The sequence below is a fragment of the Sinorhizobium americanum genome (genome assembly GCF_001651855.1).
Classification (GTDB): domain Bacteria; phylum Pseudomonadota; class Alphaproteobacteria; order Rhizobiales; family Rhizobiaceae; genus Sinorhizobium; species Sinorhizobium americanum.
In genome coordinates, this window is sequence record NZ_LNQC01000075.1 from 144,833 (window position 1) to 166,436 (window position 21,604).

Below are 21,604 nucleotides of genomic sequence, written 5' to 3' on the forward strand. Positions count from 1 at the left end.
GAAATCCGCGGTATAGAGAGAAAAATATTCGAGAGGATTTTCCATGGACCGTCTGGACCGCAAGATCCTGCGCCTTCTGCAGGAAGACTCGACATTGGCCGTTGCCGACCTCGCCAAGAAGGTAGGGCTTTCGACAACGCCATGCTGGCGGCGCATCCAGAAGATGGAAGAGGACGGCGTCATCCGCCGCCGCGTCGCGCTCCTCGATCCCGTCAAGGTCAATACAAAGGTGACGGTGTTCGTTTCGGTTCGCACCAGCGCTCACTCCATGGAGTGGCTGCGCCGCTTCTCCGAAGTGGTCGCCGACTTTCCGGAGGTGGTCGAGTTCTACCGCATGAGCGGCGATGTGGATTATCTGCTGCGCGTCGTCGTGCCCGATATTGCCGCCTATGATGCCTTCTACAAGCGACTGATCGCCAAGATCGAAATCCGCGACGTCTCCTCCGCCTTCGCCATGGAGCAGATCAAATATACGACGCAGTTGCCGCTCGACTACATGGTTATCGATCAGGCGAAATCGAACGACGACTAGGCCTCGCGCAGTTGAGACAGAAGTAAAACTTTCGCTGCTATAGTTTTGATTTTATTCTGATACCTTATCTCAGATCGTGAGGCCCAGCCTGCCGCGCACATTTGCGCTGGTCAGCTCTCGAACGGCGTCCTTGCCCGTCCATCGCGCCGCGCGATTGCCGCTGGCGGCGAGCTTTTCCGCAAGCGCCAGCGCAGGTCTGTGGCAAGCGGCATTGCGCTTGCCGATCTGCCTCAAGGCCCAGTTGACCGCCTTCTTCACAAAGTTGCGTTCGTCGTCGGCATGAGCCTCGATCAAAGGCAGCCAGGCGAGCAGGGCCGCATCCGGCTCCTGCTTCAGATGCACGGCGCAGGTGGCGATCATCGCGAAGGCGAGGCGGCGGACGAATTCGCGGTTGTCGCGGACGCATTCCGGGATCAGCACCTGCTCGAAGCGCGCGGCGACGAACAGGTCGGCTACCGTGTCGACGATTTCCCAGGAGTTGCAGTCGGAAGCCCAAAGCCGTGCTTCGTCAAGCGTCAATGCCTTGGGATCGGCGGTGTAGGCGGCCAGGATGCGCGCCTCGCGGATGCCGGACCGCCAAAGCGCGAGCGCACGGGAATGATTGGTCTTGGCCAGTCGCGCGACACGGCGAAGCTCGACATTGGAAATGCCGAGCGCAGTTTCAGTTGCAATGCCGAAGCGCCCCATGCCTGCGCGGTTTTCCGCAGAGGCATGGCCACGCAGATGATTGATGAGCTCTTCCGCCGATGACGCCGGCGAAGGCGTCATTTCTCCAGCCGGGCGAGCAGGGAGGAAGTGTCCCAGCGGCTGCCGCCAAGGGTCTGGACCTCGGCATAAAACTGGTCGACCAAAGCGGTGACCGGCAGCTTGGCGCCGTTCCGCCGGGCTTCGGCGAGGACGATGTCGAGGTCCTTGCGCATCCAGTCGACGGCAAAGCCGAAGTCGTATTTTCCGGCATTCATAGTCTTGTGGCGGTTTTCCATCTGCCAGGAGCCGGCCGCGCCCTTGGAGATGACCTCGATCACCTTCTCGATGTCGAGCCCAGCCTTCTTGCCGAAATGGATGCCTTCGGCGAGGCCCTGAACGAGGCCCGCAATACAGATCTGGTTGATCATCTTGGTAAGCTGGCCGGCGCCCGCCGGCCCCATCAGCCCGACCATGCGCGCATAGGCCTCGATGACCGGCTTTGCCCGATCGAAGGCCTCGGTGTCGCCGCCGCACATCACCGTCAGGACACCGTTTTCGGCACCAGCCTGGCCGCCGGAAACCGGCGCATCGATGAAATGCGCACCCTTTTCGCGGGCGGCGGCGTAAAGCTCTCGGGCAACCTCGGCGGAGGCGGTCGTGTTGTCGATGAAGACTGCGCCGGAGCCGATCGCCTCGAATGCTCCGTCCTTACCGGTGGTGACGGAACGCAGGTCGTCGTCATTGCCGACGCAGGCAAAGACGAAATCCTGGCCCCTTGCTGCCTCTGCCGGCGTTGCCGCCGCGCGCCCGCCAAACTCGGTTGCCCAACGCTCAGCCTTGGCGGCCGTGCGGTTGTAGACCGTCACCTCATGCCCACCACGAACCTTGAGGTGGCCGGCCATCGGATAACCCATGACGCCGAGACCGATGAATGCGACTTTGGCCATTGCGAATGCTCCCGTTTCGATTTGGCCAAAGGTTTAGCGGAATTGGACGGGAGGCGGAAGGCCGAGTGTCGGCTCTTTGTCGACCGAATGGGGTCAGAGGAAGCGGGTGATCACCAGTTGACCGGCAATCGGCTCGCCTTCTTCCATGCGGACGGTGATGTCGCTCACCTCGACGATCTCAAATCCGGTCGCGGTGAGCCGGTCGCGCAGATAGGCTTCCGAATGGGCGAAGCGCTGATGCGGGCCGACCATGAAGGGATTGCCGGCGAATGTCTCATCGGGAAGAGTTTCGCTCGAGAAGATCAGCAGGCCGCCCGGTACGAGATTGTCGGCGGCGCCGAAGAAGAGGGCCTCCAGTGCGCCCAAATAGGGCAGCACGTCGGTTGCGACGATCAGGTCGAACGGCGCCTCTTCATTGTCGTCGAGGAAATCGACTGCTTCGGCGACATAGAGCGTCTCGTAGAGGTCCTTCTCATGGGCAATCTCGACCATGTTCTCGGCGAGATCGATGCCGGTGATGTCCTCCGCCAGATCGCGCAACGCGCCGCCGGTCAGGCCCGTGCCGCAGCCGAGATCGAGCACGCGCTTGAAGGGGCCGAGTTCTAGGGCTTGGACGCGCTGGCGGACGAGGAGCGGCACGCAATAGCCGAGCTGATCGACAAGCACATTGTCGAAGACGTCCGCATGCTGGTCGAACAGGGTGGCGACATAGGCATCGGGAGCCTTGAGCGGTGTCTCGCCCCGCCCCATGGACGCAAGCCTGATCGAAGCTCCGCCGTGATCATCGGGATCGAGCTCCAGCACTTCGCGGTAAGCTGCCGCCGCGGCGTCGAAATTGCCGGACTTTTCCAGGGAAAGCGCGCGGTTATAGGCTTCCGCCAGCGCTTCTTCGTCGATCTTTTTGGTCTTCTGCGTCATGGCCGCTTCTTACGACTGCGGAAGCGCTTTGGCAATCGCCCGCTATCCCTCCTTGCCTGTCATCTGGTGTCATCGATGCGGGCCGCGTTTGGCATTTGCTCAAGAATTCGCCAGCCTGCCGCCTAGTGGGTTTATCCCGAAAGCGAATGGAGTCATCATCACAAAAAGGCGTGAGAAATCGGGAGGATGCCGATGTCTGCTGATCTGAGCCCGCTGACATTGGAAACGGAAATGCCGGAGAAGCAAGGTCCACCCCTGCCGCAGTCGCCGCAGGAGACGATCAACACGATCGTGCATTACTACCGCGGCGAAATGGGGCGCATGGCCGGTTGGCGTGATCGCATCGACCGGACATCGAACTGGGCAATCACCGTCGTCGCGGCAATGCTTTCCGTGTCGCTGTCGACGCCGTCCTCGCATCATGGCGTGCTGCTCTTTGCGATACTGCTGATTACCTTGTTGCTGCTGATTGAAGCGAGACGTTACCGATTTTTCGATGTGTATCGCGCGCGTGTGCGGCAGCTGGAGCGCGGCTACTTCGCACAAATCCTTGCCCCGGAAGGCACGCAGAGTTTCAAATGGTCGGCGGCAATTGCCAAGAGTCTGCGCAGGCCGGCCTTCCTAATGACCTACAAGGAAGCGGTTTGCCGGCGACTGCAACGCAATTATTGCTGGATGTACTTGATCCTGCTGCTTGCCTGGGGGCTGAAGATTTCCTCGCCGAAGATATCCTCCACCGGCGTTCCTTTCGGCCATGTCCAGTCCTGGAGCGATTTTACCGAGAATGCAGCGCTGGGCCTTCTGCCGGGCTGGAGCGTCATGATCGGCGTTGCGCTGTTTTACGGCGTGGTGGCCTACGGCTCGCTTCGCAGGGAAGAACACGAGGGCGAACTTGCCCATGGCGAGGTGCACGTCTGACCGCCGTGACGAGGGGCAAGATTATCAGTGCAGGATGAGTTCACCCTTCAGAGCCCGCCATTCAGTCGCCGATATCAGCTTGCGATGCACATAGCGGACCGAATGCAGGGGGCCGTCCAGTTTTTCCTGCCAGAACTTGAGAAAGCTGCGCATCTCGGGAAAATCCGGGGCGATGTCGTAGTGTTGCCAGATATAGGTCTGCAACAGTGCCTGATGGTCAGGCATCCGGTAAAGTATCTGCGCCGTCGTCAGCCCGTAACCCTTCAGCTGCAGTTCCATGTCGTTTCTCATCAAGGACCTCGCTTTTAATAAAGGTTGGTCTCTATGATGAAGCGCTTGATTTGTTAATCAACACCTAATATCGGCGTAGTCGCGCAATTAATCTTGAAAAAACAAGAGCTTGGCAGCAAGGGTAAACGAGTGCTGCCAAGCTTTGCTACGCACGGCTGCAACTCAACGCTTCAGGTGGCGCGTCAAGCGGGCTTCGAGCCAGCCCCAGACATTGCGCAGAACCTCTACGATCAGAAGATACAGCACAGCCGCCCAGACATACATCTGGTAGTCGAATGTGCGGGAAAAGGCGCGCCGGGTCTCGCCCATCAGGTCGAACACGGTGACGATCGCGACGATCGCCGAGCCCTTCACCATCAGGATGATCTCGTTCCCGTAGGGGCGCAGCGCCACGATCATCGCCTGCGGCAGGATGACCTTGAAGAAGGCGACGCGCTCCGGCAAACCGAGGGCGGCGGCACCTTCATGCTGGCCGCGCGGCACGCTTTCGATGGCGCCGCGCAGGATCTCGGCCTGGTAGGCGGCGGTATTCAGGGTAAAGGTAAAGAGTGCGCAATTCCAGGCGTCGCGGAAGAACCACCACAGACCGATCGCGTCCAGTTGCGGGCGGAAGCTGCCGAGCCCGTAATAGACGAGGAAGAGTTGCGTGATCAGCGGCGTGCCGCGGAAGAAATAGACATAGGCATAGGCGAGCCAGGACCAGAATTTGTGCTTCGACATCCGTCCGAGCACCACGGGCAGCGACAGAATTGCGCCCATCAGGATCGACGAGGTGACGAGCATCAGCGTCACCCCGAGACCGGACAGGAAGCTCGGCCCGTAGCGCGAGAATTTTTCCGGGTCCCAGCCTTCGACGACGGTGAAGAAGATACCGACGCCGAGCGCCAGCCAGATGCCGAGCGTCACGCTGCCGAGGAAGCGGGAAAGCGTATAGGGCCTCGGCGGAGCAGGCGGCGGCGCCTGCGGCGGAATCATCGTTTCGGCAATGCTCATCGGTGCATCTCCGCGCGTTTGGTCCGCCGTTCGAGTGCCGCGAAGGCGATCGAAGAGACCATTGCCAGAATGAGGAACAGGATGCAGGCGACGCCGAAGAACTGGAAAGCTTCCTTGGTGACGCGCGCCGCGATGCCGGTCTGGCGAAGAATGTCGGGCAGACCGACGACCGAAACGAGAGCGGTGTCCTTGAGCAGTACCATCCAGAGATTGCCGAGCCCGGGAAGCGCGATGCGCACGAGTTGCGGCAGGATGATCAGCCGCATCGTCTTGCCGCGGTGAAAGCCGAGGGCATCGCCCGCTTCGTACTGGCCCTGCGGAATGGCCTTGAAGGCGGAAAGCAGCACCTCCGAGCAATAGGCGGAGAAAACGACGCCGAGCGCGATCATGCCCGCGGCAAAGGCATTGATTTCGACCGGGCCTTCATAGCCGAGAGTAGCGAGGAATTGCTGGACGAGAACTCTGAAGCCCGTAATAGACGATGAAGAGCGTCAGGAGTTCCGGAAGGCCGCGAAAGATGGTAGTGTAGATGTTGGCCGCAAGCCGCAGGCTCCGCTCGTTCGATTGCTTTGCGAGCGCGATGAAGAAGCCGATCACCAGCCCGAGGGGCAGCGTGGCTATCGCGAGACTCGCGTTCACTAGGAACCCATAGGCGATCTCGTCGCCCCAGCCAGTATCGCCGCACGCCAGGAGTGTGCCGGAACCGAACCAACGAAAGACCCCGGCCGGGCCGCAGAATGGGTCGATCATCGACACGACCCAGGCAAGGCCGGAGTACAGGGCGGCAAACAATCCGCTCATGCCTCTATATTCCCCTTATCCATTCTTATTGGCGCTGTGCGCATGTTTTTCGTTTTGTTGTCAAACAAAAACGGTGGAAGGGCAAGCCCATCCACCGGTGCATTTTCTTCATCATCCGAGACTTACCCGGCATCACTGCCGGACTTCTCGGCAAGTGCGGCGATCAGCTGCCGTAAACGTCGAACGGGAAGTACTTTTCGTTGATTTCCTTGTACTTGCCGTTGGCGCGGATGGCTTCGATAGCCTTGTTAAACTTCTCGCGCAGCGCGTTGTCGCCCTTGCGGACCGCAATGCCGGCGCCTTCGCCGTTGATGGCCGGGTCGACCGGCAATGTGCCGAGCAGCTTGCAGCAGGCCCCATCGTCGCTCTTCAGCCATTCGGAGAGCACGACGACGTCGTCGATGACCGCGTCGACGCGGCCGTTCGCGATGTCAAGTTTGTATTCATCGGCGGTCGGATAAAGCTTCAGCTCCGCACCCTTCATATGCGCTTCTGCATAGTTGGAATGGGTGGTGGAAGCCTGGGCGCCGAGAATCTTTCCTTCCAGGGCAGCTTCCGTCGCTTCGGTAATCGGCGAATCCTTCGGCACGACGATTGCCGGCGGCGTGTTGTAGTATTTGTGGGTGAAGTCGACCTTCTGCTTGCGCTCCTCGGTGATCGACATGGAGGCGATGATCGCGTCGAACTTCTTGGCGATCAGCGCCGGGATGATCCCCTCCCAGTCTTGGGTCACGAAGGTGCATTCGGCCTTCATTTCCGCGCAAAGTGCCTTGGCGATATCGATGTCGAAGCCCGTCAGCGAGCCGTCCGCCTCGAGATTGTTGAAGGGCGGGTAAGCGCCTTCGGTGCCGATCACGACCTTTTCGCCTTCCGCCATGGCGGAGCTCGCCATGAGCACGAAAACGGCAGCCGATGCGGCGGCTACCATCCGTCTGGAAATACGCATGATTATCCTCTCTGTTGGCCGGCATCCGGTCTGTTCTTTTGCGCGGATGCCAAATAGCGCCGGCAGGAGCTGCCCGCCGGTTGCGGCGATATTCGTACGCTTTTCCTGTAAAAATCAACAGGAAAGCGGTCTCACCCACCGCGAAACGCGAGATGTCCCCTTCTTGTGGTCGCGGTGGTTGAGCAGGCGGATGAACGAACCGTTCAGGAACGGTTAATGTCGGCTTCGGTAGGCCTTTGGGCGGAACCGATCCGTAGCTGCGGAGTTCGACTACGGATTTTCGACCGACACAAAAATGTCGGAACCGCGGGTCATGGCCCTGTGCCGATGCGATGCGGCTTGAACTGCGGCGCGGCGCGCGAGGGCGCCGAGCTGCAAGAGGAAGGAAGACAATGTCCATTCGATCCAAACTTTTCGCAACGGTTGCCTTGCCCGTTTTTGTGGCTTCCCTAGCGGTCCAACCAGCGCTTGCCGACAGCCTGATGGCGCCGTTCGAAGTCGCGCAGGAAGGCACCGAACAGCCGTCGCCGGAGGATTTGCTGCTGCTGAAGAAGCGCAAGCAGCGCGCCGCCGAGGAGGAGTCCCAGGGTCAGGCGCAAGAACAGCAGCCGCAGGCCGAGGAGCAGGAATCTCCGAGACGCAAGAAGCGCCAGCAGCAGGCCGAAGAGCAGCAGCCCGCTGCCGAACAGGCCGCACCGCAGCAGGCCGAGGAGCAGGAAGCACCACGACGCAAGAAGCGCCAGCAGCAGGCTGAAGAGCAGCCCGCCGAGGAGGCCGCTCCACAGCAGGCCGAGGAGCAGGAAACACCGCGGCGCAAGAAGCGCCAGCAGCAGGCCGAAGAACAGCAGCCCGCCGCCGGGGAGGCCGCGCCGCAGCAGGCCGAGGAGCAGGAAACACCACGGCGCAAGAAGCGCCAGCAGCAGGCCGAAGAGCAGCAGCCCGCCGCCGAGGAGGTCGCTCCGCAGCAGGCTGAGGAGCAGGAAACACCGCGCCGCAAGAAGCGCCAGCAACAGGCTGAAGAGCAGCAGCCCGCCGCCGAGGAGGGTGCTCCACAGCAGGCTGAAGAGCAGGCGCCCACGCGCAAGAAGCGCCAGCAGCAGGCCGAAGAGCAGCAGCCCGCGGCAGAGGAGGGCGCTCCGCAGCAGGCCGAGGAACAGGTTCCCTCCCGCAAGAAACGTCAGCAGCAGGCTGAAGAGCAGCGTAAAACGGATGAGCAGAAAGCCGCCGAGCAGCCGGCTGTCGTGCCTGACGGCGGAACGACCGCCGAGCAGCCGGCGACCGAGGCTCCGGCCCAACAGACGGGCGAAGGCGAGCAGCAGCCGGTGCCCGGTGCGGAACAACCGGCAACGGCAGAAGGCGAGCAGCTCCAGGGTCAGCCCGCTCCCGAAGTGGTCGACGAGCGCACGACCGAAGAAAAGCAGAAGGTCGCCGAGGACCCGGCGGCATCCGACGACACTGTCGTGCTGCCCGTCGAGAAGGGCGCGGCCGTGCTCGACAGCGACAAGGACGCCGACAATGCCGGCGGCAACCGGGCACGCGAAGCCCGGCGCAAGCAGCGCGAGGAACTGCGCGCCAAGGAGGAAACCGTAGCGCCACCGACCGACGACGCTTCCGCGCAGGCGGCGATCCCGGTCGAGGTCCGGGAAGAGATCCCGCAGAAGATCGAGGCCGTACTGAAGGAAGAAGGCGAGCGGGTCGAGGAGGCTCCGGCCTTTGCCGTGCCCGAGACCACCAACATCGTCAACAATACGGTGATCAATAACACGGTCATCAACAATACCACCGTCAACAACACGACCGAAAACAATGTGACGGAAGTGCAGGTGGTCGAGCAGGTGGACGACCGGGTAATCCTCGGCGTCGGCGATCGCATCTTCGTCAGGGGCGACGACCGGCCGCGTCTGCGGCAAAACTCGGAAGAGTCCTACTACGACAATCTTTCGGGTGGCCGCGTCCGCGAAACCATCGTTCGTCCCGGCGGCTACCAGATCGTCACCGTCTATAATCGCTACGGCGATATCCTGACGCGCACGCGCGTCGATCGGGACGGCAATGAATATGTGATGATGTACACGCCGGAGTATGAAGAGGACCGGCCGGCGATCGTCGACGTCGGCTACGACCTGCCGCCGATGCGGCTCGGCATACCGGTCGACGAGTATATCGTCGATGTCGCCGAAGATCCGGACCGGGACTACTACGAGTTCCTCTCCGAGCCGCCGGTCGAGCAGGTCGAGCGCGTCTACACGATCGATGAGGTCCGCAACTCCGCTCGACTGCGCGATAAGGTTCGTCGTATCGATCTCGACACCATCCATTTCGCAACCGGCAGTGCCGAGGTGTCGATGACGCAGGCAAAGACGCTGCGGGGCGTCGCGGACGCGATGAACAAGGTGCTGGAGAAGGATCCGGGTGAAACCTTCTTCATCGAGGGCCACACGGATGCCGTCGGTGCCGACCGGTCGAACCTGGTACTCTCCGACGAGCGTGCCGAGTCCGTCGCCGTGCTCTTGACTGAGGTCTATGGCGTTCCGGCGGAAAACCTGGTGACTCAGGGCTATGGCGAGCGGTTCCTCAAGATCAGCACGCGGGAGGCCGAGCAGGAGAACCGCCGCGTCACGATCCGCCGCGTCACTCCGCTGGTGCGACCGGTCGCGCAGCGGTAAAATCGCCAGCGAAATCTCACGATTTTGGGGGCCGGCTTGCCGGCCCCGATGCATTTGTAATGCTTCAGCTTCTGGATTGCTTCGATAGTGGGTGGCTGCAAAGATTCAGCGCCGCAGCCCAACGGCCTTCTCGACGAAGTTGGCAATCGCTGCCGTGTCGTCAAGGTCGAAGAAGGGAAGCTCGGTCGCGGCGACCGGGTGGTCGGCGGCGATCGCGACGATATACGGGTCGGTCGGCGCTAGCGGCTCGCGGTTCGCCGATTCCAGTCGGCGCGCCTCGATCTTCGGGATCGGTTCGCGCTTGTAGCCCTCGATCAGCACCAGATCGCAGGGCGCCAGCCGCGCCAGGATTTCCTCGAAGCTGGGCTCCGGTGCGCCGCGTAATTCATGCATGATCGCAAAGCGGGTCGATGAAACGATCGTCACTTCGTGAGCGCCGGCCTCGCGGTGGCGATAGCTGTCGGCGCCGACCTTGTCGATGTCGAAGTCGTGGTGGGCATGCTTGACGGTCGACACCACATGGCCGCGCCGGGTCATTTCGCTGACGAGCCGAACCATCAGGCCGGTTTTGCCGGAGTTCTTCCAGCCGGCGATGCCGAAAATCTTGGGTGCGGTCATGGTTCGGAATCCTCGAGGCGGTTCAGCCACTCTTCAGCTTCTTCAAGCTGCTGCGGGGTGTTGACGTTGAAGAACGGGTCGAGCGGCCCCGCTTTAGTCGCAGCGACCGGAAAGTCTACCGCGACCGATGGATGACGAGCAATGAAGGCTCGAACGCGGCGCTTCTCATCCGCGCGGATCCAGGCATCGAGATCGTCGGCGATCGCTATCGGCCAAAGGGCGAAGAGCGGATGCATCTCTCCACCGGACCATGCGACGGCAATCTCGTCCCCGGCGACCAGCGCCCCCTGAAGCCGAGCAGCAAGCGTGGCCGGGAAGAAGGGGGCGTCGATCGGCACCGTCAGAACGTGGCTTGCCGCGGGCGCGATTTTGCTGGCGTGGTGCAGGGCGGTGAGTACGCCGGCAAGCGGGCCGGGGAAACCGGGAATCGTGTCCACAAGGAGGGGATGATTGCCGGGCAAGGCGATGCCCGGATCGGCATTGATGTTGATCGCAATGCTGGCCGCCTGCGGCGACAGGCGCTCGACGACGCGGGCGAGCATGGATCGCCCGCCGAGCATGACCGTCGCCTTCTGCTTGCCCATGCGCGACGACCGTCCGCCGGCGAGGATGACTGCGGGCGGGCGGGGGCTCGTCACGTTAGAGTTTCGGGCCATCCTTCAGCGTCCTCTATTCGATGGGCCCGCCTGGAGAGCGCTGCGCCACGGGTCGGCGTCCGCGCAGGCTCTCGCGATAGAATGTGTAGAGGCCCGAGCCGACGATAACGGCAACGCCGGCCAGCATCCAGCGGTCAGGCGTCTCCGAGAAGAAGACGATGCCGATGGTGATCGCCCATAGAAGACTCGTATAGCGAAAAGGGGCAACTACCGAGATGTCGCCGTCGCGCATGGCGAGCACGATGGTCTGATAGCCGAGCATGAGGAGCACGCTGGCGCCAGCGAGATGGGTCAAGGAACTTGCCGATATCGGCTGCCAGCCGCCGAACGGAACGATCAGCGCTGCACCCATTAGCGTCGTCACAAGTGACGTCGTGACGGTGATGAAGAGCGACGGCACGTCGATGCCGATGCGGCGGGTGCAAAGATCGCGTGTCGCCGTGAAGAAGACACAGGCGACGACCGTCAATGCGGCCGGCGTGAAACCTTCCGGTCCGGGCCGAAGCACGATCAGCACGCCGACGAAGCCGATCACGATTGCGCTCCAGCGCCGCCAGCCGACAGGCTCGTTGAGAAACAGCGCGGCGCCGAGCGTGACCGCCAGCGGCAAGGCCTGCATGATCGCCGAGGCATTGGCAAGCGGTATGTGACCGAGAGCGGAGACGTAGGTCAGCGAGGCAAGCGCCTCCATGGCGATGCGCACCATGATGACCGGCCTGAAGACGGTGCGAACCGGGCGCAGCGCGCCGAAGCGGTGGGCGATCAGCAGTATCATCAGCGTCGTCATCAGGCCGCGAATGAAAATGATCTGGCCCGCGTTCATGGCGCCCGTGACGGATTTGACGAGGGCGTCGTTGCAGGAGAAACCGGCCATGGCAAGCGTCATGAAGACGATGCCGCGGATATTGGCTGAGGAATGCATTCCCTATGACCTTGGGTTGGGGGTGTTCTGGGTGGGGCCGGGCGAATCCGTCGAATGCTGCCGCCCTGTGCTAAAGCTTTGACGTCCAAAGCGCGTAAACTCAAGCACAGGTTTGCGTTTTGCCGCGCGGCAAGGACGCACGCTGTGCGGGCGCAGGTGTTGTCCATTCGCGGAATCTTAAGTTTCGCTGCCTATCGTCCCGATGATTCCGCAGTCCAATCGCATGATGCGATCGGCGGCGACGGCTTTGAAACGCAACTGCCGTCGACTCCAGAACTGCCAGCCGGAGCCAGGGAGGTGCTCCCGCCGGCAGTCGACGATGCCGGTGCTGCCGCCAGCGGCCGCCAAGCATTCCACCGCGCGGACATGTTCCTCCATAACAAAATCGGGGTTCGCAATGTCTGTCATCGATCGTCTTCTGCAGCGCCTGCGCATCGTCACGAAAGTCCTGCTTTTCGTCGTTCCGCTTGTGGCCTTAATCGCCGGGATTGGTCTCGTCGGCTTCTTTACGGCCCGTACGCTCAATGGCCACATGACGGTGACGCGCGAAACCATCAACAACCTGTCGGATTTCCAGGCGCTGCGCAGTGCGCTGCAGGAATTCCTGGACGATCCGAGTGAGGAGAACCGTGGACTCCTTGCGAAGATGATCGACGAGCAGGAGGAGGGGGTCAGGTCGCTCGAATCGTTGCTGACGCGGGAAGAGGACAGGGCGCAGATCGCCTCCGTCGTCGCTCTCGGCGAAGCGATGCGGAGCCAGACCGACAAGCTCTGGGCCGTACAGGTCGAACGCGAGACGGTGACGAAATCGCTGGAAGCGGCGCTCACCGAGATGACCAGGAATGGCAACGGCGCCTATAAGCAGATCGACATCCTCCAGGAGGAATCGGGCGAGAAGGAAGCCTTCGCCAAGGCGCTGCTCTTCGATGCGGCCGCATATCAGGGACTCGCCGAGCGAATCAAGAAGTTCCGCCTGCCGGTGACGATGGCCGTCAATCCCGATGCGAAGATCGAACAGGCGAACAAGCTCTTGCCGCACCTGATGAAGCAGATCGGCGAGTCTGAGAGGATCGCCTCCGACAAGGTCAAGAAGCCGATCGGTGAGATCAAGGAGCAGGCGCAGAAGATAAAGGCGATCCTGGCCGAAGCACAGGACAACGAAGCGAAGAAGAACGCCCTCGTGCCGATCCTCAGCAAGTTCTCCAAATACGAAGCCGACTTCGCCAAGGAGGCGGCGAAGAATTCCGATACGGCCGCCAAGCGCTTCGTCAGCATGGACGCCGAAATTTCGACATTGAAGACGCTGATCGCCGTGATGGATGAAACCTTCAAGGGCCTCGCCAGCACCCGGTTGCACGTCAGCGAGCTGCACCGCAACCTCGACGCGGCGAGCCGTGCGCCGATCGTCACAGACATCGACGGCGTTCGCGGGACGGCTGGCAAGCTGTCCCAACTCGGCGGCAAGAACGCGGCCTTGCGCGACCTCCCGGCCAAGCTCGGACCGTCGCTCGACGATATCCACAAGGGCAGCGCGGCATTGATCGATGTGGGCGCCCGATGGCAGGCCGCCAAGGCCGAAGCCTCGAGCCTTGTTGCGAAAGCGAGCGGCACTCTGGAGAGTTTCGTCAGCAGCGCCCAGGAAGCGGGCAAGCAGGATAGCCAGCGTTCGGCGACAGTCTCGATCGTCGCGATGGTTGCCGGCACGCTGCTCGCGATCATTGGCGGGTTGATGCTCGTCGAGACGCTGCGCGGTCCGCTGAAGCGCGTCACCGAAACCATGACGCGCCTTGCCAAGGGCGACTTGGAAGTGGCGATCGAAGGCCGCAATCGCGGTGACGAGATCGGCGACATGGTGCGTTCCGTTGCCGTCTTCCGCGACAATGCCTTGGAAAACGTCCGGCTCGAGCGCGAAGCCCAGGCAGCCCGCACCTTGTCGGCGGAGGAGGAGGCGCGGCGATCCGCCGAACGCGCCCGCATCGAAGCCGAGCAGACGCAAGCCCTCAACGCACTATCGGACGTCCTTGCGCAGCTTGCCGCGGGCAATCTCGAAGAAGGCATGGCGGAGGATCTGCCGGCGGACTACGTGATGATGGCGCGGACCTATAACAATGCCGTCGACGCTCTGCGCGCGACGCTGATGGATGTCCGCCTCGTCACCGAGGAAATCACCGGCGGCACCGGCAATCTCTCGGCATCGGCCGACGACCTGGCGCGCCGCACGGAGCAGCAGGCGGCGGCGCTGGAGGAAAGCTCACGCGCCCTGCGGCAGCTCACCGAAATCGTACGCACCACCGCCGAGAGCGCTCGCAAGACCACCGTTTCGGTCGACGAGACGAACTCCTACGCCCAGCATTCCGGTCAGGTCGTAGCCAAGGCAATCGACGCAATGGCGGAAATCAACCGCTCGTCGGAAAAGATCGGCACGATCATCGGCGTGATCGACGAGATCGCCTTCCAGACCAATCTCCTGGCGCTGAATGCCGGCGTCGAGGCGGCGCGCGCCGGCGAGGCGGGCCGCGGCTTTGCCGTGGTGGCGCAGGAAGTGCGCGAACTGGCGCAGCGCTGCGCCGGCGCGGCACGGGAGATCAAGGGACTGATCTCGGCAAGCTCCGCCCAGGTGCGCAGCGGTGTCGCGCTGGTCCAGGAGACTGGCGATGCCCTGTCGGTGATCAACGACCATATCGGGACCATTCACCAGCTGGTCGCCAATATCGAAGCCGCCGCCGCCGAACAATATACCGGCCTCAACGAGGTCAATACGGCCGTTCACGAGGTCGAACTGATCACCCAGCAGAACGCCGCGATGGTCGAGGAGAACACGGCGGAAATCCATGGGCTGCGCCGGCAAGTGGAAATGCTCAACGAGAAGATCGAGCGTTTCAAGACTGGGGCCGGCGGCCACGTTGTGCAGGGCCAATACCGGTCGACCTACGCCGCGTAGTTGGGGAAGTTGCCGGTCTCCTCGGGTTTGGCCCGATGACTAGCGCTCTGCCCGCCTGCGGGAGTGGGAACAAGGCGCGGCATCGCCCTTCGCCCCCGCGATCAGGGAGAAGGTGCCGACAGGTGAGGGGCAATATTGCAAGGAATGGATGCGGAACGGTCAGCCGCCGGTTACACTCATGTGGCGGGCGACGGCCGGGCGGTTGTGCTCGCGGTCGATGATGAAATCATGGCCTTTCGGCTTGCGGCCGATCGCTTCGTCGATCACTTGAGAGAGATAGGCGTCGTCATCGGTGGCGCGCAGGGCAGCGCGCAAATCGGCGGCATCATTCTGGCCGAGGCACATATAGAGCGTACCGGTACAGGTGAGACGGACGCGGTTGCAGCTTTCGCAGAAATTGTGCGTCATCGGTGTGATGAGGCCGAGGCGGCCGCCTGTTTCCGCCACCTCGACGTAACGGGCAGGGCCGCCGGTACGGTAGGGGATATCCTTGAGCGTGAACTCCCTCTCGAGCCGTTCGCGCATCTCCGAGAGCGGCAGGTAGTGATCGGTGCGGTCCTCGTCGACCTCGCCCATCGGCATGGTCTCGATCAGGGTCAAGTCCATGCCACGGCCGTGTGCCCAGTGCATCAGTTCGGGAATCTCGGCATCGTTGAAGCCCTTGAGCGCCACCGCATTGATCTTGACCTTTAACCCGGCTGCCTGTGCCGCATCGATGCCCTCGATGACCTTCGCAAGTTCGCCCCAGCGGGTGATCTCGCGGAACTTGTCCGGATCGCGCGTATCGAGCGACACGTTGATCCGCCGCACGCCGCAATCGGCCAGTTCGGCCGCGAATTTCGAGAGCTGTGAGCCATTGGTGGTCAGCGTCAGTTCATCGAGCCGACCTGCCTCGATTTCCTTGCCGAGCTCGCGCACGAGGAACATGATGTTCTTGCGCACCAGCGGCTCGCCGCCGGTCAGCCTCAGCTTGCGCACGCCCTTGGCAATGAAGGCGGAACAGAGCCTCTGCAGCTCCTCCAGCGTTAGAAGATCCTTCTTCGGCAGGAAGGTCATGTGCTCCGCCATGCAATAGGTGCAGCGGAAATCGCAACGGTCGGTAACCGAGACGCGCAAATAGGTGACCATGCGGCCGAAGGGGTCGATCATCGGCGCAGTCATTCTGTCGAGTGGTCGTGCCCTGGTCTTGTCTATGGCGGCCGTGTTCAAGTCTTTTTTCTCCCTGCGCCCCCAATGTCGTGACCGAAAGAGGTCGCGTCAAGGCGCATAACGTCGCAAAGTGTTTTTCAAATATCGGGAGAGTCGTCTTCGGGCGATTTTCGCCGGTTCGATTCTGCTTTACTCAGCGAAGGCCGAGAAACGGAGCGATGACGATGAGTGAATTCTGGCCGACCGAACTGCGTGTATCGAAGGACCGCCACCGGCTGACTGTCAGCTTCGACGACGGCGCTTCCTTCGATCTTTCGGCGGAACTGTTGCGGGTGCTTTCCCCATCGGCGGAAGTGCAGGGCCACGGACCCGGCCAGCGGGTGACGGTGCCGGGCAAGCGCAACGTCCAGATCATCTCGGTGCAGCCAACCGGCAACTACGCGGTAAGGATCGGATTCGACGATTTCCACGACACCGGTATCTACACCTGGACCTATCTGCGCGAACTCGGCGAGAAGGGCGGAGAGCTATTCATGGCCTATGAGCAGGAGCTTGCCGACAAGGGCATGTCCCGCGACAGGGCCGAGAAGCCGCGTTGATCAGTCCTGGCTTTCGCGATCTGGAAGTTCGCTATCCTCCTTGAGCAGGGTCGAGATGATCCGCTCCATCGATTCCGCAACCTTCATGCAATCCTCGATCGGAGAGCCGGCGTGAGAGCTTTCGATCAGTGCCGTCTGGATTTCCATCGCCTCTTCGGTGAGTGCCCGCCCAGCTGCAGTCAGTGACAGCCGCAGCACCCGTTTGTCCTTGGCATCGCCACGGCGCTCGATCAGGCCGCGCCTTTCGAGCTGCGGCAGCAGCATGCTCATGTTCGAGCGGCCGACGAGCAGCTTGCGCGCGAGTTCCTGCTGCGAAATGCCAGCGAAGCGGTAGAGGTTGATCAGAATATCGAGATGCGGTGGCTTGATGTCCAGATGGGCCAGCCGGCGCGTCAACGTCTGCTGCATCAGCTGGCATGCGCGCCCGACGGCGATCCAGCTGCGAAAGCGGGGATGCTCCCAGGGAAAGTGGTGATCTTCGGTAGTCACTTGATTTTTGTTCATCCTTGGACAAATATGTTCATGCTTGAACATTAAGGGCTCGATTCACTATGGCATCCTTTGCGACCAAGGTCATCCGACTCTCGCTCAAGGCCGTGTCGGCGGTCTCTCCAGGGGCCGCCGGCGAATTGGCGTTTCGGATATTCTGCCTCACCCCGAACCGCATGCCGAAGAACGGCAAGGAACGGGCACTGCTGGGCGCTGCGGCGCCTTTGATGCAGCAATCGCGAAAAGTGACGCTGTCCTTTGCAGGCGGTTGGGTTTTCGTCCGTCACTTCCAGCGTCGCGGAAGCGGCAGGGGACCGCGCGTACTGCTCACCCACGGCTGGGGATCTCGCAGCGACTACCTCGCGGCGCTGATCGATGGCCTGCTGGCGGCGGGTGCCGAGGTTGTTGCGCTCGACTGGCCGGGGCACGGGGGGTCGCCGGGCCGCTCTCTCACCATGCCGCAGGCGGTGCGGGCGATCGATGCCGCCTGGCGGCACTTCGACGGTTTCGATGTCTGCATCGGTCATTCCTTTGGCGGCGCCAGCCTGGCCTGTGCGGCGGGAGGCGTGGTTTGCGACCTGCCTGCGCGTGTGCCAGCCAAGCTGGTGCTCATCGGCGCGCCGAGCGAGATGGCTTGGCTCTTCAAAGGCTTCGGCAAGATGATGGCCCTTGTGCCGGCCGCGCAGGCGGCCTTCGAGGGCATGGTCAAGCGCTTGTCCGGCCGCCGCGTCGAGGATTTTGACGCGGCAGGCGTCATGGCTGCGCATAAGAAGCCGGTCCTTGTTGTCCACGCCGAGGACGACAAGGAGGTTTCCGCCGATCACGCCCGCCGTTACGCTGCGAGCGGCCCGCATGTCGAATTGCATTGGGCGAACGGCCTTGGCCACCGCCGCATCGTTTCCGCACCGCCGGTCATCGAGAAGATCGTCGCTTTCCTTGGCGAACGCCAGCAAACGGAGCACCTCAAGAGGATCGCATGATGCCGTCATCGGAACGTCATGCTATTCCGACAAGGAGTGAGCAGGACTGCGCTTCTGCGTAAGGTGTGCAGAGCCGGATCGGAGGACAGAATGACCATCATCAGGACGGTTGAGGAACTGAAGGCGCTCTACGGCGATGCGGGTGAGGCGTCGATTGTCAAGGTTACGGAGACGCTCACCGCCGAATACCGTCAGATGATCGAGGCCTCGCCCTTTGCGGCGATCGCGACGGTTGGGCCGGAGGGCCTTGATTGCTCGCCCCGCGGCGACGATCTGACGGTCGTCCGGATTGCGGACGACAAGACGGTGTTGATGCCGGATTGGCGAGGCAACAACCGCACCGACTCGCTTGCCAATATCGTCCGCGATCCGCGGGTGGCGCTCCTCTTCCTCGTTCCCGGCTCAAACACGACGATGCGGATCAACGGGACAGCGGTCGTCAGCGTCGATCCCGTCTTGATCGGCTCCTTTGAAGTCGACGGCAAACATCCCCGCTCCGTCATCGTCATCACGATCAATGAAATCTATTTCCAGTGTGCCAGGGCATTGTTGCGTTCGCAGCTGTGGAATCCGGAACGCTTCGTCGAACCGGCCTCGCTACCGACGCCCGGCGCGCTGTTGAAGGCTGCAAAAGCCGATTTCGACAAGGACAGCTATGACCGGCAATGGCCTGGCCGCGCCGCAAAGTCGATGTGGTAGACCCGGTTGGCCGCGTGCGACGGCCCGAAATTTCAGGCTCTCAGCGACGGTAGATCAGCCAGTTGCGGCCGGAATCCTTGCGCATGCCGTCCTCGAAGAGAATCGTCCTGTTGCGCCCGGAATTCTTGGCTGCGTAAAGCGCGATGTCGGCCTTGTGGTAGAGGTCGAGCGGATCGTCCGCCGCCGTTGCCATGCACACGCCGACGGAGAGAGTGATCGGGCCGTAGTTGACGCCAGTCTTGGAGTTCTTGAACGGCGTGTTTGCCAGGACGGTGCGGATGCGGTCAGCGGCCTGCAGGCATTCCTCCTGCGTGCTGTCGTTCAGGATGACGGCAAATTCCTCGCCGCCGGTCCGGGCAACGAAGGCGTCCCGGCGGAGATTGGCGCGAATGACGGTGCCGACGGTGGAGAGGATCTTGTCCCCGACCGGGTGGCCGAAACTGTCATTAACCTTCTTGAAATGGTCGATGTCGACGACGAGCAAGCCCGTGTAATTGCGCATTTGCTCGTTGTTGTAGACCGCGGCGAGGGTCTCGTCGAAGGCGCGGCGATTGCCGAGCCGCGTCAGCGAATCGGTGTTGGCAATGCGCTTGTATTCATCGAGTTCCTGGCGGATCGCTTCCATCTCGAAGGATTTCTGAACGACGGTCTGAACGCGCTCCTTGCCCTGGTTCATCGTGTCGGCGGTCGCTTCGCTCAGAATGTCGATCGCGTGGCGGAGGAGGTCGGCGCTCGCCGCACTCTTGCTGGTAATGTTCAGATAGGCCTCGTCGAGAACCTTGTTGTAGCTCTCGAGCGCGTATTGTTCGTCGCGCAGGAGCACGATCAGTTCGCTCAGCTTTGCCGCCAGCGTACTATGGGCGCGCTCTATCCCGCGAGAATGGTGGATATGGCTGAAATAACGCGCACCGATCGCGTCTAGCTCTTCCTGCGTGGCGCGGCTGCCGAGCGCTGCCAGATCCTTCGACAGTTGCGGGTTCGAGCCGAGATAGGCCTCGTAGTAAAGCTCATAATTGCGCGGAATCGGCGCAACGCCCATCATGCGCATTGCATGGGTAATCTGCGCAGCGATATCCGGCGTCGGCGTCCTGTTCGAAGTTGCCGTCTGCATCAGCCAAGCCTTTAAAAATAAAAATTCAAATAGTGCTCTATTTTTTAGGGGTAAAAGCTTTGGGAAGTCTTAACGATTGCTTGGGTTTGTCGATGCAATTCGAAGGATTTGGGGAGGCCGCGGCGCCGGCGGGCGACCGCGGCCCTTGTTGATCTCAGGCGGGGCTGATCATCGTTTCGGGACGAACGATCGCATCGAATTCCTCGTTCGTCACATAACCGCCGCCGACAGCTTCCTCGCGCAAGGTCGTGCCGTTCTTGTGGGCCGTCTTGGCGATCTTGGCGGCATTGTCGTAGCCGATCTTCGGCGCCAGCGCCGTGACGAGCATCAGCGATCGGTCGAGCGCGGCCTTGATGTTCTCTTCGCGCGCCTCGATGCCGACCACGCAATTGTCGGTGAAGGAAACCGCCGCATCGGCGAGCAGCTGAACCGACTGCAGGAAGTTGTAGGCCATCAGCGGGTTGAAAACGTTGAGCTCGAAGTGACCCTGGCTGCCGGCGAAGGTGAGGGACGCGTGGTTGCCGAACACTTGGGCGCAGACCTGGGTAAGCGCTTCGCACTGGGTCGGGTTGACCTTGCCGGGCATGATCGAGGAGCCCGGTTCGTTTTCCGGCAGTGACAGTTCGCCGAGCCCGGAACGAGGGCCCGAACCGAGGAAGCGGATGTCGTTGGCAATCTTGAAGAGGGCCGCGGCCGTCGCATTGATCGCCCCATGGCTGAACACCATCGAATCATGCGCGGCGAGTGCCTCGAACTTGTTCGTTGCCGAGGTGAAGGCGATACCCGTGATGGCGGCGATTTCCTCGGCCACCTTCTCGGCGAAGCCGATCGGGGCGTTGAGGCCTGTGCCGACGGCGGTGCCGCCCTGGGCGAGCTCGCAAAGGCCGGGGAGCGTCATCTCGATGCGCTTGATCGAGGAGGCGACCTGAGCCGCGTAGCCGGAGAACTCCTGGCCGAGGGTCAGCGGCGTCGCATCCTGCGTGTGCGTGCGGCCGATCTTGATGATGTGGTCGAATGCCTTGACCTTCTCCTCAAGCGCCTTGTGCAGGTGCTTGAGTGCCGGCAGCAGATCGTGGATCACCCGCTCGGCACAGGCGATGTGCATGGCCGTCGGGTAGGTGTCGTTCGAAGACTGGCTCATGTTAACATGGTCGTTCGGGTGCACGGGCTTCTTCGACCCCATGACGCCGCCGAGCAGCTCGATCGCCCGGTTGGAAATGACCTCGTTGGCATTCATGTTCGACTGCGTGCCGGAGCCGGTCTGCCAGACGACGAGCGGAAAATGGTCGTTGAGCTTGCCGTCGATCACCTCCTGGGCCGCCTTGACGATGGCGTCGCCAATATTCGGATCGAGGCGGTCAAGCGCCATGTTGGCGCGGGCTGCCGCCTGCTTGACGATGCCGAGCGCCCGGACGATCGCCAGCGGCTGCTTTTCCCAGCCGATCTTGAAATTGCCGAGCGAGCGTTGGGCCTGGGCACCCCAGTAGCGGTCGTTCGCCACTTCGATGGGGCCGAACGTATCAGTTTCCGTGCGCTTCGATGTCATCGTGATACCTGCCTTCGTGATGCGCTTCATCAAGCCGAGGCGAAATGCCGGTGTCGGCCGGTGTCCTCCCCGGAGCCGGGCATCTCTCTGCCCCGGCGATGCCGGCTTGTAAAGGGGCCGCCGGGACCGGCGGCGAGCTACAATCGTTTGAAAATTGTTGCAATGCGGTCGTTTTCGCAGGCGCGTGGGAGGCGT

Annotated in this window: 21 protein-coding genes and 1 pseudogene; 7 read left to right on the forward strand and 15 right to left on the reverse strand. The window is 62.0% G+C overall.

Features of this window, described 5'->3' with window-relative positions; translation table 11 throughout:
* The first annotated feature begins 43 nt into the window (after positions 1-43).
* Positions 44-532: an Lrp/AsnC family transcriptional regulator gene (locus ATC00_RS23805; RefSeq protein WP_037386133.1), complete on the forward strand. Its 489-nt coding sequence runs from the start codon at positions 44-46 to the stop codon at positions 530-532.
* 69 nt (positions 533-601) lie between these two features.
* Here ATC00_RS23805 and ATC00_RS23810 read toward each other — a convergent pair whose 3' ends face one another.
* The 3 genes from ATC00_RS23810 to ATC00_RS23820 form a co-directional block, all read right to left on the reverse strand.
* Positions 602-1,300: a DNA alkylation repair protein gene (locus tag ATC00_RS23810; RefSeq protein ID WP_064254639.1), complete on the reverse strand. Its 699-nt coding sequence runs from the start codon at positions 1,298-1,300 to the stop codon at positions 602-604.
* The gene (locus ATC00_RS23815; RefSeq protein WP_268801749.1) at positions 1,297-2,187 is read right to left on the reverse strand and encodes an NAD(P)-dependent oxidoreductase; all 891 of its coding nucleotides are present in this window, start codon (positions 2,185-2,187) and stop codon (positions 1,297-1,299) included. The genes ATC00_RS23810 and ATC00_RS23815 overlap by 4 nt, the downstream gene beginning before the upstream one ends.
* Positions 2,188-2,259: 72 nt before the next feature.
* Positions 2,260-3,084: a class I SAM-dependent DNA methyltransferase gene (locus tag ATC00_RS23820; RefSeq protein WP_064254640.1), complete on the reverse strand. Its 825-nt coding sequence runs from the start codon at positions 3,082-3,084 to the stop codon at positions 2,260-2,262.
* A gap of 192 nt (positions 3,085-3,276) precedes the next feature.
* Here ATC00_RS23820 and ATC00_RS23825 point away from each other — a divergent pair, with 192 nt between their 5' ends.
* Positions 3,277-4,002, forward strand: a complete 726-nt coding sequence (locus tag ATC00_RS23825) for a DUF2270 domain-containing protein (RefSeq protein ID WP_037388429.1) — start codon at positions 3,277-3,279, stop codon at positions 4,000-4,002.
* A 24-nt stretch (positions 4,003-4,026) separates the two neighbouring features.
* On the opposite strand, the gene ATC00_RS23830 is transcribed toward ATC00_RS23825, so the two are convergent.
* From ATC00_RS23830 to ATC00_RS23845, 4 genes and pseudogenes are all read right to left on the reverse strand, one after another.
* The gene (locus ATC00_RS23830; RefSeq protein ID WP_037388432.1) at positions 4,027-4,293 is read right to left on the reverse strand and encodes an usg protein; all 267 of its coding nucleotides are present in this window, start codon (positions 4,291-4,293) and stop codon (positions 4,027-4,029) included.
* A 162-nt stretch (positions 4,294-4,455) separates the two neighbouring features.
* Entirely contained in the window at positions 4,456-5,286 is an 831-nt protein-coding gene (locus ATC00_RS23835; protein WP_037388435.1) for an ABC transporter permease, read from the reverse strand.
* A pseudogene (locus tag ATC00_RS23840) lies at positions 5,283-6,087 on the reverse strand (ABC transporter permease). Before ATC00_RS23840 ends, ATC00_RS23835 begins: the two are co-directional and overlap by 4 nt.
* Before the next feature lie 163 nt (positions 6,088-6,250).
* Positions 6,251-7,033: an ABC transporter substrate-binding protein gene (locus ATC00_RS23845; protein WP_064254641.1), complete on the reverse strand. Its 783-nt coding sequence runs from the start codon at positions 7,031-7,033 to the stop codon at positions 6,251-6,253.
* Positions 7,034-7,425: 392 nt separating this feature from the next.
* On the opposite strand from ATC00_RS23845, the gene ATC00_RS23850 reads away from it, so the two are divergent.
* A complete protein-coding gene (locus tag ATC00_RS23850) occupies positions 7,426-9,699 on the forward strand; it encodes an OmpA family protein (RefSeq protein WP_064254642.1) in 2,274 nt (757 codons plus the stop codon).
* A 105-nt stretch (positions 9,700-9,804) separates the two neighbouring features.
* On the opposite strand, the gene mobB is transcribed toward ATC00_RS23850, so the two are convergent.
* From mobB to ATC00_RS23870, 4 genes are all read right to left on the reverse strand, one after another.
* Positions 9,805-10,317 carry a molybdopterin-guanine dinucleotide biosynthesis protein B gene (mobB, locus tag ATC00_RS23855; protein WP_064254643.1) on the reverse strand — a complete coding sequence of 171 codons (513 nt, stop codon included), beginning with the start codon at positions 10,315-10,317 and terminating at the stop codon, positions 9,805-9,807.
* On the reverse strand, positions 10,314-10,973 hold the full coding sequence (gene mobA, locus ATC00_RS23860; RefSeq protein WP_064254644.1) for a molybdenum cofactor guanylyltransferase MobA: 660 nt from the start codon (positions 10,971-10,973) through the stop codon (positions 10,314-10,316). The genes mobB and mobA overlap by 4 nt, the downstream gene beginning before the upstream one ends.
* 13 nt (positions 10,974-10,986) lie before the next feature.
* Complete coding sequence (locus tag ATC00_RS23865) at positions 10,987-11,895, reverse strand: DMT family transporter (protein ID WP_064254645.1); 909 nt, start codon at positions 11,893-11,895, stop codon at positions 10,987-10,989.
* Positions 11,896-12,072: 177 nt separating this feature from the next.
* Positions 12,073-12,303 carry a hypothetical protein gene (locus tag ATC00_RS23870; protein WP_072642814.1) on the reverse strand — a complete coding sequence of 77 codons (231 nt, stop codon included), beginning with the start codon at positions 12,301-12,303 and terminating at the stop codon, positions 12,073-12,075.
* Here ATC00_RS23870 and ATC00_RS23875 point away from each other — a divergent pair.
* Entirely contained in the window at positions 12,293-14,836 is a 2,544-nt protein-coding gene (locus tag ATC00_RS23875; RefSeq protein ID WP_064254647.1) for a methyl-accepting chemotaxis protein, read from the forward strand. The genes ATC00_RS23870 and ATC00_RS23875 overlap by 11 nt on opposite strands.
* Before the next feature lie 159 nt (positions 14,837-14,995).
* On the opposite strand, the gene moaA is transcribed toward ATC00_RS23875, so the two are convergent.
* Positions 14,996-16,045 carry a GTP 3',8-cyclase MoaA gene (moaA, locus tag ATC00_RS23880; RefSeq protein ID WP_072642813.1) on the reverse strand — a complete coding sequence of 350 codons (1,050 nt, stop codon included), beginning with the start codon at positions 16,043-16,045 and terminating at the stop codon, positions 14,996-14,998.
* A gap of 164 nt (positions 16,046-16,209) precedes the next feature.
* Here moaA and ATC00_RS23885 point away from each other — a divergent pair, with 164 nt between their 5' ends.
* Positions 16,210-16,584: a gamma-butyrobetaine hydroxylase family protein gene (locus ATC00_RS23885; protein WP_037388905.1), complete on the forward strand. Its 375-nt coding sequence runs from the start codon at positions 16,210-16,212 to the stop codon at positions 16,582-16,584.
* Here ATC00_RS23885 and ATC00_RS23890 read toward each other — a convergent pair whose 3' ends face one another.
* Positions 16,585-17,118 carry a MarR family winged helix-turn-helix transcriptional regulator gene (locus ATC00_RS23890; RefSeq protein WP_082912526.1) on the reverse strand — a complete coding sequence of 178 codons (534 nt, stop codon included), beginning with the start codon at positions 17,116-17,118 and terminating at the stop codon, positions 16,585-16,587.
* A gap of 17 nt (positions 17,119-17,135) precedes the next feature.
* Here ATC00_RS23890 and ATC00_RS23895 point away from each other — a divergent pair, with 17 nt between their 5' ends.
* Together ATC00_RS23895 and ATC00_RS23900 are read left to right on the forward strand one after the other, a co-directional pair.
* Positions 17,136-18,053, forward strand: a complete 918-nt coding sequence (locus tag ATC00_RS23895; RefSeq protein ID WP_064254648.1) for an alpha/beta fold hydrolase — start codon at positions 17,136-17,138, stop codon at positions 18,051-18,053.
* 90 nt (positions 18,054-18,143) lie between these two features.
* Positions 18,144-18,752: a pyridoxamine 5'-phosphate oxidase family protein gene (locus ATC00_RS23900; protein WP_064254649.1), complete on the forward strand. Its 609-nt coding sequence runs from the start codon at positions 18,144-18,146 to the stop codon at positions 18,750-18,752.
* Between the two features lie 40 nt (positions 18,753-18,792).
* Here ATC00_RS23900 and ATC00_RS23905 read toward each other — a convergent pair whose 3' ends face one another.
* Both ATC00_RS23905 and fumC read right to left on the reverse strand, forming a co-directional pair.
* Positions 18,793-19,863: a GGDEF domain-containing protein gene (locus ATC00_RS23905; protein ID WP_064254650.1), complete on the reverse strand. Its 1,071-nt coding sequence runs from the start codon at positions 19,861-19,863 to the stop codon at positions 18,793-18,795.
* 154 nt (positions 19,864-20,017) lie between these two features.
* Positions 20,018-21,409 carry a class II fumarate hydratase gene (fumC, locus tag ATC00_RS23910; protein ID WP_064254678.1) on the reverse strand — a complete coding sequence of 464 codons (1,392 nt, stop codon included), beginning with the start codon at positions 21,407-21,409 and terminating at the stop codon, positions 20,018-20,020.
* Between the last annotated feature and the right edge of the window lie 195 nt (positions 21,410-21,604).

Coding starts and splice junctions, on each gene's coding strand:
- ATC00_RS23875 (WP_064254647.1), top strand. CDS start 12,293: ATGTCTGTCATCGATCGTCTTCTGCAGCGCCTGCGCATCGTCACGAAA.
- ATC00_RS23830 (WP_037388432.1), bottom strand. CDS start 4,293: ATGAGAAACGACATGGAACTGCAGCTGAAGGGTTACGGGCTGACGACG.
- fumC (WP_064254678.1), bottom strand. CDS start 21,409: ATGACATCGAAGCGCACGGAAACTGATACGTTCGGCCCCATCGAAGTG.
- ATC00_RS23820 (WP_064254640.1), bottom strand. CDS start 3,084: ATGACGCAGAAGACCAAAAAGATCGACGAAGAAGCGCTGGCGGAAGCC.
- ATC00_RS23825 (WP_037388429.1), top strand. CDS start 3,277: ATGTCTGCTGATCTGAGCCCGCTGACATTGGAAACGGAAATGCCGGAG.
- ATC00_RS23835 (WP_037388435.1), bottom strand. CDS start 5,286: ATGAGCATTGCCGAAACGATGATTCCGCCGCAGGCGCCGCCGCCTGCT.
- ATC00_RS23845 (WP_064254641.1), bottom strand. CDS start 7,033: ATGCGTATTTCCAGACGGATGGTAGCCGCCGCATCGGCTGCCGTTTTC.
- ATC00_RS23810 (WP_064254639.1), bottom strand. CDS start 1,300: ATGACGCCTTCGCCGGCGTCATCGGCGGAAGAGCTCATCAATCATCTG.
- ATC00_RS23885 (WP_037388905.1), top strand. CDS start 16,210: ATGAGTGAATTCTGGCCGACCGAACTGCGTGTATCGAAGGACCGCCAC.
- ATC00_RS23905 (WP_064254650.1), bottom strand. CDS start 19,863: ATGCAGACGGCAACTTCGAACAGGACGCCGACGCCGGATATCGCTGCG.
- ATC00_RS23890 (WP_082912526.1), bottom strand. CDS start 17,118: ATGTTCAAGCATGAACATATTTGTCCAAGGATGAACAAAAATCAAGTG.
- ATC00_RS23865 (WP_064254645.1), bottom strand. CDS start 11,895: ATGCATTCCTCAGCCAATATCCGCGGCATCGTCTTCATGACGCTTGCC.
- ATC00_RS23805 (WP_037386133.1), top strand. CDS start 44: ATGGACCGTCTGGACCGCAAGATCCTGCGCCTTCTGCAGGAAGACTCG.
- ATC00_RS23850 (WP_064254642.1), top strand. CDS start 7,426: ATGTCCATTCGATCCAAACTTTTCGCAACGGTTGCCTTGCCCGTTTTT.
- mobB (WP_064254643.1), bottom strand. CDS start 10,317: ATGACCGCACCCAAGATTTTCGGCATCGCCGGCTGGAAGAACTCCGGC.
- ATC00_RS23870 (WP_072642814.1), bottom strand. CDS start 12,303: ATGACAGACATTGCGAACCCCGATTTTGTTATGGAGGAACATGTCCGC.
- ATC00_RS23900 (WP_064254649.1), top strand. CDS start 18,144: ATGACCATCATCAGGACGGTTGAGGAACTGAAGGCGCTCTACGGCGAT.
- mobA (WP_064254644.1), bottom strand. CDS start 10,973: ATGGCCCGAAACTCTAACGTGACGAGCCCCCGCCCGCCCGCAGTCATC.
- ATC00_RS23895 (WP_064254648.1), top strand. CDS start 17,136: ATGGCATCCTTTGCGACCAAGGTCATCCGACTCTCGCTCAAGGCCGTG.